Below are 8,187 nucleotides of genomic sequence, written 5' to 3'. Positions count from 1 at the left end.
GACTCTAAATCCACTGCCTTTGTCCTGGGTCGGCGTTCCTCGCGCGATTGTTATATAATGCTTTTACAGGTTTTGCGTGAAAGTAATCATCTGATTCCAAATCCCGCTCCTTTGACCAGACTCGGATATCCACGCCCACGTACACTGGGAAGGGAAACCATATTATTGTGTGCCGAACGCCAAATGGGAATCAGGCTGGAATGGTCCGACATCCATCTGAAACCATGGAAAGGCAAAAAAAATGCCATGATTTCTCGATCGGACTATTGTTCTCACATCTCGACGCGAGTCACGACACCATGGATCCTGTCGGACGGAAGCTTATAGAACTGCACCATGGACGGTGAGAGTTTCTTGAGGATGGCAAATACCCGCCAGACAACGTGAGCGGTTACGATATCTTCCATACCATAGAAGATTGTCTTCTCATCGATCTCCGCTTCTTTTAAAATATGGCTGATGTCTGCAATCTCCATGTACCCGAGGTAAATCTCGAAGATAGAGAGCCCTGGTGTCAGTTCCCGGGTGAACCCCCAGGTAACACCGAATGGCTGTTCGGTACGGATGATCGAGATGATGATGTTGTCATCGTACACGATATTATTCGTGAACATGATCCGGGGGATGTACTGGGGGAGCTTCCGGAAGTCCCGGGCAAAGAAGAGCGCCGATCCGGAGATCCGGTTGACGCTCTCATAGGTCCGGGTGAATTTTGGCAGGAACTCCTCCAGCGGAACCGGGGAGAGAGCAGCTGCGAGCCGCTTCTGGCCGTTGACATAGATCATGATGACGCAGAATGGGATGAACGCAATCAGGAGGGAGATGTAGCCGCCATGGGGAATCTTGTGGAAGGTTGCAAAGAGGAAGGAGAAATTGACCATCAGGATGCCTGCTGCAAGGAGAGTACGGATAATCTCTCCGCGGTGGAACATGATCATGGTTATGAGGATGCCGGTGATCGCCATGTCCCCGGCAACCGCAAGGCCGTAGGCAAGCGTCAGGTTGTTGGAACTCCGGAAGATGAGGATGACAAGAAGCACGGCAAAGAGGAGCATCCAGTTCATGACATCGATATAGATCTGGGACCGGAGCTGGGGTGACGTATAATCGATCCGAAGCAGCGGCATGATGCGGGTGGTGATGCCCTGGTATACAATGGAGAAGATCCCGGAGATCATAGCCTGTGATGCAATGATCGTTGCTGCAATGCTGAGGATAAGGAACGGAACATAGACAATCTGCAGGTTGGTAAACACCATTTCGAAAAGAATGTTCTTCGCTTCCGGGTGGGTCAGGGCAAACGCTCCCTGCCCGAGATAGTTCAGGGCAAGGGCAATGAAGACAAAATACCATGCACGGATGATGGGTTCGCGTCCCAGGTGCCCCATATCCGCGTACAGCGCTTCGCTTCCCGTGGCAACGAGAATCACGGATGAAAGGATGAGGAATCCTTCAAGGCCGTGCCCGAAAAGGTACTGGATCCCGTACAGGGGATTGATGGCAAGAATCACGGCGGGTGCGCTGATAAGGGCCACCACACCAAAGCCGGCAAGGGCAATGAACCAGATGAGCATCACCGGGCCGAACGTCCAGGCAACTTTCTCGGTACCCCGGGACTGGAACGAAAAGAGGCAGATGGCTATGACGCCGGCAATGATCATCAGGTACGTCTGGGGCATATCCTCAAAACCGGGAATCAGGAGTATCCCCTCAACTGCTGAAAGGATGCTGATGGCCGGCGTGATGACCCCGTCGCCGATAAAGAGCGAGATCCCGATGATGGCAAGGAGGGTCACAAACGCCACCTGGTTGCCGGACTTTAAGAGCGGCAGGAGTGTCTCCTTCAGCACGATAGTGCCCCCCTCCCCTTTCTTCCCGAGGTGCATGGCAAGGTACGTGTATTCAACCGTGACGAGAATGGTCAGTGTCCAGATGATCAGGGAGAGGATCCCCATCACGTTCTCCGGGGTCGGGGGGATTAAGAGGAAGATCGCGGTCAGGGCATAGATCGGGCTGGTGCCGATATCACCGAATACCAGCCCCATCGATTTGACGATATCGGGCATGGCAAAAGAGTCCCCTGACATTCTTCATTACGTCTCATCAGGTTTGGGGATAATGCTTTCTCTTTTTTGTGAGGTTTACCCTGTCACATCTCAATTCTTGTGATGACTCCATGGATCTTCCCGGACGGAAGCTTATAGAACTGGACAACCGAAGGCGAAAGGCGTTTGATCGCAGCAAAGATCCTCCAGACCGGGTGAACTGTCAGGATCTCTTCCATCCCATAGAAGATGGTACGTTCCTGCACACCGGTTTCCCGGATAATGGCATCAAGATCCACGATTTCCATATACCCAAGATATATCTCAAAAACCGAAAACCCCTCGGTTACTTCCCGGATGATGCCCCAGGTGACGCCAAATGGCTGTTCTGTCCTGATGACAGAGACAAGGATATTCTCTTCATACAGGATCCCGTTCGTAAACAGCGTCCTGGGGATATAGGGCGGGACCTGGCGGAAGTCCCGGGTGAAGTATAGTGCGGTTCCCGGTATTTTTTCCGCATCACGATACGTTCTTTCGAATTCCTCTTCAAACGTGCAAAACGGTACCGGTATTAGTGCGCTCTGGAGCTTTTCCTGGCCTTTCACATAGATAAGAATTATTCCAAACGGTATCGCCGCGATGATGAGAGACCAGTAGCCGCCATAGGGAATCTTATGGAAATTTGCAGACAGGAACAGGAAATTCACGATGAGAACTCCTCCGGCCACAAGACTCAGTACAATCTTTTTTCTGCGCAGGAAGATCCAGGTGAGCAGGATCCCGGTGATCGCCATGGTCCCGCTGACTGCAAGGCCATAGGCATGGGCAAGGTTGCCGGAAGTCCGGAAGATGAGGATCATAAGGAGGACTGCGGCAAGCAGCATCCAGTTCACGACATCGATATAGATCTGCGAGCGTATGTGAGGTGAGGTGAAATTGATGCGCATCAGAGGCATCATCCGCGTTGTGATCCCCTGGAAAACGATCGAGAAAATTCCCGAGATCATGGCCTGCGATGCAATGACCGTGGCAACGATGCTTAAGAGAAGGAAGGGGACGTATGCAACATGGAACTCAGAATAGACCATCTCGAAAAGCACGTTATGGGCATCCGGGTGGTTGATCAAAAACGCTCCCTGCCCAAGATAGCTCAGTACGAGTGCTGAAAAAACAATATACCATGCATGCACGATCGGTTTTTTTCCCAGGTGCCCCATGTCAGCATAGAGTGCCTCGCCCCCGGTCGCAACAAGGATCACCGAAGAAAGGATAAGGAATCCTTCGATGCCGTGACGGGAAAGGAATGAGACTGCATACCCCGGGCTGATTGCAAAGAGAACTGACGGGGCAGTAATGATAGAGGCGATCCCAGTCACCGAAAGGACGGCAAACCAGAGTACCATCACCGGTCCGAAGGTAAATGCCACCCGTTCTGTGCCTTTTACCTGGAAGAGGAAGAGCGCGACGGCAATGGTCCCTGCCATGCCCATCAGGATCCACTGGCTGGTGGCGCCAAACGAAGGGATAAGCAGGACGCCCTCTACTGCCGAAAGGATACTGATTGCCGGTGTGATGACCCCATCGCCAATAAACAGGGCAACACCGATAATGGCAAGGAAGGAAACGAATGCGACCTGGTGGCCGGATGTTAAGAGGGAGAGGAGGACCTCCCTGAGCACTATCGTCCCTCCTTCGCCTTTCTTACCAATGTTCATGGCAAGAAACGTATATTCCACGGTCACGAGAATTGTCAGGGTCCAGATAACCAGGGACAAAATCCCCATGACATTGGCAGGTGTTGACGGGAGGATGAGAAAGATCGCTGTAAGCGCGTAGATGGGGCTTGTCCCGATGTCCCCGAACACCAGTCCGATGGATTTGATAATCCCCGGTGCAGTGCCTGCACTCACGGATATCCCTACCGATCACTGATCAGAGTGAACTTAATATCTTTCCGGAATTGTCCGGGTACTGTTTCCAGCGGACCTCATCGTGGCGTTACATCCATGACTTCCTGTTGTGCCATCTCTTTTTTGTCCTGCACATACATCCGGTAGCTCGTAATGAGGAGGACGACAATGACCGGGCCAAGAACGAACCCGGCAAGCCCCATAGTCAGGAGCCCCCCGACAATCCCGATGAACATGATAACCGGACGGATCTTCACACGCCGCCCCACCAGGACCGGCCGGATAAAGATCTCCGGCATGCAGGAGACCACGATATAGCCGAGGAAGAAGAGGATCAGGACACCCTCTATATCCCCGATAACCAGCGCGTACGTGCCGATCAGGAGAAACGCGATCGATGAACCGAGGATGGGGACGAGCTCGCAGAATGCGGCAAAGAACGCATAGAAGATGACATCCCCGTACCCGAGCAGCCAGAAGACCGGGAGGGCGATGAAAAAGGTGAGGACAGCAATAGCAACCTGGACAACATAGATTGCATACAGGGTATCGACCGTTACATCCGAAAGCCGGGTCACGTACGAATTCAGGGTGTCGGGCATGTGCTCCATGATCCGCCGTTTTAGTTCCTCGCCATGAAGGAGGAGGACAAAGAGTGTGAAGAAGAAGATGAATGCCTTGAAGAGGATGTAACTCAGGTTTGCAATGAACGTCTCCTCGTAACCCACGAACATCAGTCGGCCGGTGTTCAGGAGACTGATAATCCCTGCCTTGTTGAGGGGGAAACCAAAAACGGTAAAACTGGTCTCCGGGTTATTGATCCAACCGGCAATCGCGGAGAACATGACGGTCAGGGTCTCCGCATTGGACGAAAAGACATACAGGGTAAACCCGATCACACAAGCAAACGCACAGAATGTCGCAATGGTGATGAATGCAGCAGAGATCACCGGGCGGGCGTGTTGTATGAGCCAATGGAAGGCCGGCATGAGGACGATCGCAAGCGATGCCCCGAGCAGTACCATGTCCATGACCGGCCAGAAGAGGATGATGGCAGCAACGGTCAGGATGACCATGAGGATGAACGGGAACTGCTCATTTTTGATGAGGGACATGGACGGCTAGTTATTGTTCGGGGCCGGGCATTAAAAGCATGATTGTGCCCGGATGAGCCCACGCACCTGTCAACGGAACGATACCCATAACACTATTACGGTACCAATCAGCTTGGATAGCAGATGAAGCGGACCCGGCACCTTGCCATGATCGCGCACGATATGGGACTCATCTTCGAGTTCCTTGGCATCGTATCGCTCCTGCCGTTTCTTGTTCTTGCAATCTTCGGTGAATGGGACCTCCTCCTTCCCATGGCAACAGCCCCGTTTGCCTTTCTTGCAACCGGGTTTTTGATCTCGCATATCCCCCATGAGGATATCGAACCTTCGTTCTCCGCAACGCTCGCTGCGGTTGCCCTCTCCTGGCTTGCCATCGCCTTTGTCGGGGCCCTGCCGTTCGTCTTCGGCCTCAATATGTCCTACACGGATGCGGTCTTCGAGGCCATGGCCGGCTGGACCGGGACTGCCTTCTCGATGATCCCGTCCCTTGACCAGGCGCCAAACACGCTCCTCTTCTGGCGGTCGTTCATGCAGTGGGTCGGCGGCATTGGCGTCATCGTGTTCGGCATCTCCCTGCGCACGAAGACGCGGGTCTCCCTGTTCAGGATGTACCGTGCAGAAGGCCGGGAAGATGCCCTGGTCTCTGCCACAACCTCATCGAGCCGGAGGCTCTGGATGATCTATCTCGTCCTCACCTTCGGTTTCACGGGTCTTGTGATGCTGACAGGAATCCCGCTCTGGGATTCCTTAAACCTCGTCATGACAACCATCGCGACAGGCGGGTTCACCCTTCACGACAGCGGTCTTGCGTACTATGACAATGCAGCCCTCGAAGCTCTCCTGATACCCGTGATGTTTGCCGGCTCCGTCCCGTTCAAGGTCTTCCTCTTCCTGTACCACGGCAAGGTCATGGGGATCTTCCGCGATCAGACGGTCCGGATCCTCCTGCTGATTGCAGCGATCGGAGCTGCACTTATATCGCTCGATCTCTATATTTTCAGCGACCTCGCGCCCCTTTCGGCGCTCCGCCAGGGGACCTTCACTGCGATCTCCGGGATCACCACCTGCGGTCTCCAGAACTCCAACCTCCACCACTGGGCAACCGTCCCCCTCGCGATCCTCGCCATGATGGTCTTCATTGGCGGTGCAATGGGGAGCACTGCCGGGGGCATCAAGATCAACCGGCTTGCCCTTGTCTTTGCGGGCGTGAAATGGTGGTTCCGGCGATTTTTTGTCAGCAGCCGGGTCCTTGTGCCCCTCAGGGTTGGCGGAAGAACCCTCTCCGTTGAGCGCTCGAACCTTGCCGTTTCAAAGAACCTGCTTGTCATCGTTATCTACGTCCTGACCATTTTCCTTGCGACCGTTGTTGCCCTCCATCTCTATATCACGTCATTCCGGCTGGATGAGGTGGTTTTCGAGATCGTCTCCGCGCTCAGTAACTCTGGAGTCTCTGTCGGGTTCATCGATCCGATGAGCCCGTTCTCTATCAAGTGGCTTTTTATTATCCTCATGTGGCTCGGGAGGATCGAGATTGTGCCGGTCCTCATCATCGCGATGGGCATCTTCCGGGAGATCCGGGACGATCTTGCAAAAGACGTATCAGAGACCCGTTACCAGTAACCGCCTGCCGGATCCTGTTCTCAGGGATTATTCCGCCGCCGGTGCAGGAGCATGATGGAGAGGACAATGATACAGATGATTCCAAGAGCGGTCAGGTAACTGCTGCGGTTCACGGCTTCGCCCGAAACCCACTCTGCCATGCTGAACACGATCGAGAGCGCGTTCTGGGGCGGCTGGGGAGTCGGTGTTGCGACCGGCGCGAGCCGTGCAGGTTCCGGTTGCGGGATGCCGGTTGTGCGGCGGACAACCGGTTGCCCAATGTCCTTTTCAAAGAGCGCGACACAGCAGAAATGCGACAGCACGGCGGTGAATGTCCCGTCTTTTGCATTGAAACTGCCGGGGATTTCCGACCAGGTGCCGGTTGCCCTGTCGTACATCATCAGCGAATACTCTTTGCCCCACTGCGCCTGCGGGATGGTGAACGTAACGGTAATCCCCGGCGAGAATGTTGCACCGTCCGGCCCGAGCTCATAGGATCTTCCGTCAATCATGACTGCCTGGCCGGATGATGGTGCTGCGGGAGTTGCATCCGGCGCAAGGGAGGCGATGCTGATCGAGGAGAGCGGGTTTCCGGTACTGTCCTTTGCGATTGTGCCCTCTCCAAGCACAACGGATGCCAGCGTGTCGGTGGATGTGAGCGTAGTCTCCTGTGTTATGACTCCGACTGAGTTTGCGTAGAGGGGCGCTGTCTTTCCCGGATCAATGAAGGCCACGGGAGCTTTTTGTTCGGGCGCTTGTTGAGGGGCCTGTGCCGAGAGGCCTTTATTGCTGCCGGATGGTGCTCCCGAGTTACCATATGAATCGGAATCACCTGATGGTGCGGGAGGGTTTGCCTGGCTCGCGATGGTCAGGGTGATGAGCTGGAAGGGATTGCCGGAACCGCTTAGTTTGGCGAGGGCGAATTTGTTCAGGTACGTGTATTGGGACGGGACATCAACAGCAAAATACTCGATTTGGTTGACAGTATCATTGCCGACATACGTTGTCGGAAGAATAATACCAACTTCATCACCGTTTGTGTTGTAACCATGAGCGATGACAAATGTTTTTGTTCGCTCCGTCGCAATATTTCCTGACCCTGTCTCCCATTTAGAATTAATACTGAAATTCAGTCTCATTGATGAGGGGGCTGATATGTCATTGCGAATGAAAGTCAAGGTATATGCAACGTTTTTATCACTATAATGGGAGTCACTGATAATATGATAAAAATCGCTATCATCGCTTGGTGCTTCGCTCTCCCAAATTAACGTTTTAAGTGATTTGCCAAAATCTCTGCTATCCGTTGTAAAATGGAAATTTATCGGTAGATTGTTCCCAACGTTTGCCGAAAAATTTTTGTGGATGATATCGCCGCTTTGAAAAACTGTATCTGTTATTATTCCGGTGACCTGCGTGCCGTTTAGCGCTGTAATATAATCTGAACGGGTCTTCGAACCCTCACCCATTGTATTGCTTGCTTTCAGTACGACAGAATACTTTCCACCCTTATAC

5 protein-coding genes are annotated in these 8,187 nt (G+C 53.3%); 1 reads left to right on the top strand and 4 read right to left on the bottom strand.

The window, feature by feature from the left end; all coding sequences use genetic code 11:
• Positions 1 to 272: 272 nt before the first annotated feature.
• The 3 genes from CW742_RS03885 to CW742_RS03875 form a co-directional block, all read right to left on the bottom strand.
• Positions 273 to 2,087 carry a KUP/HAK/KT family potassium transporter gene (locus CW742_RS03885; protein WP_292416716.1) on the bottom strand — a complete coding sequence of 605 codons (1,815 nt, stop codon included), beginning with the start codon at positions 2,085 to 2,087 and terminating at the stop codon, positions 273 to 275.
• A gap of 62 nt (positions 2,088 to 2,149) precedes the next feature.
• Positions 2,150 to 3,958 carry a KUP/HAK/KT family potassium transporter gene (locus CW742_RS03880; protein WP_292416714.1) on the bottom strand — a complete coding sequence of 603 codons (1,809 nt, stop codon included), beginning with the start codon at positions 3,956 to 3,958 and terminating at the stop codon, positions 2,150 to 2,152.
• 77 nt (positions 3,959 to 4,035) lie between these two features.
• Positions 4,036 to 5,073 (bottom strand): AI-2E family transporter, encoded by a 1,038-nt coding sequence (locus CW742_RS03875; RefSeq protein WP_292416712.1) that lies wholly within the window; start codon positions 5,071 to 5,073, stop codon positions 4,036 to 4,038.
• Between the two features lie 123 nt (positions 5,074 to 5,196).
• Between CW742_RS03875 and CW742_RS03870 the strand changes: the two genes are divergently transcribed.
• Positions 5,197 to 6,693: a TrkH family potassium uptake protein gene (locus CW742_RS03870; protein ID WP_292416709.1), complete on the top strand. Its 1,497-nt coding sequence runs from the start codon at positions 5,197 to 5,199 to the stop codon at positions 6,691 to 6,693.
• A 20-nt stretch (positions 6,694 to 6,713) separates the two neighbouring features.
• On the opposite strand, the gene CW742_RS03865 is transcribed toward CW742_RS03870, so the two are convergent.
• Positions 6,714 to 7,811: a hypothetical protein gene (locus CW742_RS03865; RefSeq protein ID WP_292416707.1), complete on the bottom strand. Its 1,098-nt coding sequence runs from the start codon at positions 7,809 to 7,811 to the stop codon at positions 6,714 to 6,716.
• Positions 7,812 to 8,187 lie beyond the last annotated feature (376 nt).

It is taken from the genome of Methanoregula sp. (assembly GCF_002835825.1).
Lineage (GTDB): Archaea > Halobacteriota > Methanomicrobia > Methanomicrobiales > Methanospirillaceae > Methanoregula.
Note: the sequence above shows the minus strand (reverse complement) of the source record. Positions and strands in the feature narration are given on the sequence as shown.

Bases quoted from the DNA above. Each gene is read 5' to 3' on its own strand.
- CW742_RS03885 (WP_292416716.1), bottom strand. From the start codon at position 2,087: ATGTCAGGGGACTCTTTTGCCATGCCCGATATCGTCAAATCGATGGGG.
- CW742_RS03870 (WP_292416709.1), top strand. From the start codon at position 5,197: ATGAAGCGGACCCGGCACCTTGCCATGATCGCGCACGATATGGGACTC.
- CW742_RS03865 (WP_292416707.1), bottom strand. From the start codon at position 7,811: ATGAGACTGAATTTCAGTATTAATTCTAAATGGGAGACAGGGTCAGGA.
- CW742_RS03875 (WP_292416712.1), bottom strand. From the start codon at position 5,073: ATGTCCCTCATCAAAAATGAGCAGTTCCCGTTCATCCTCATGGTCATC.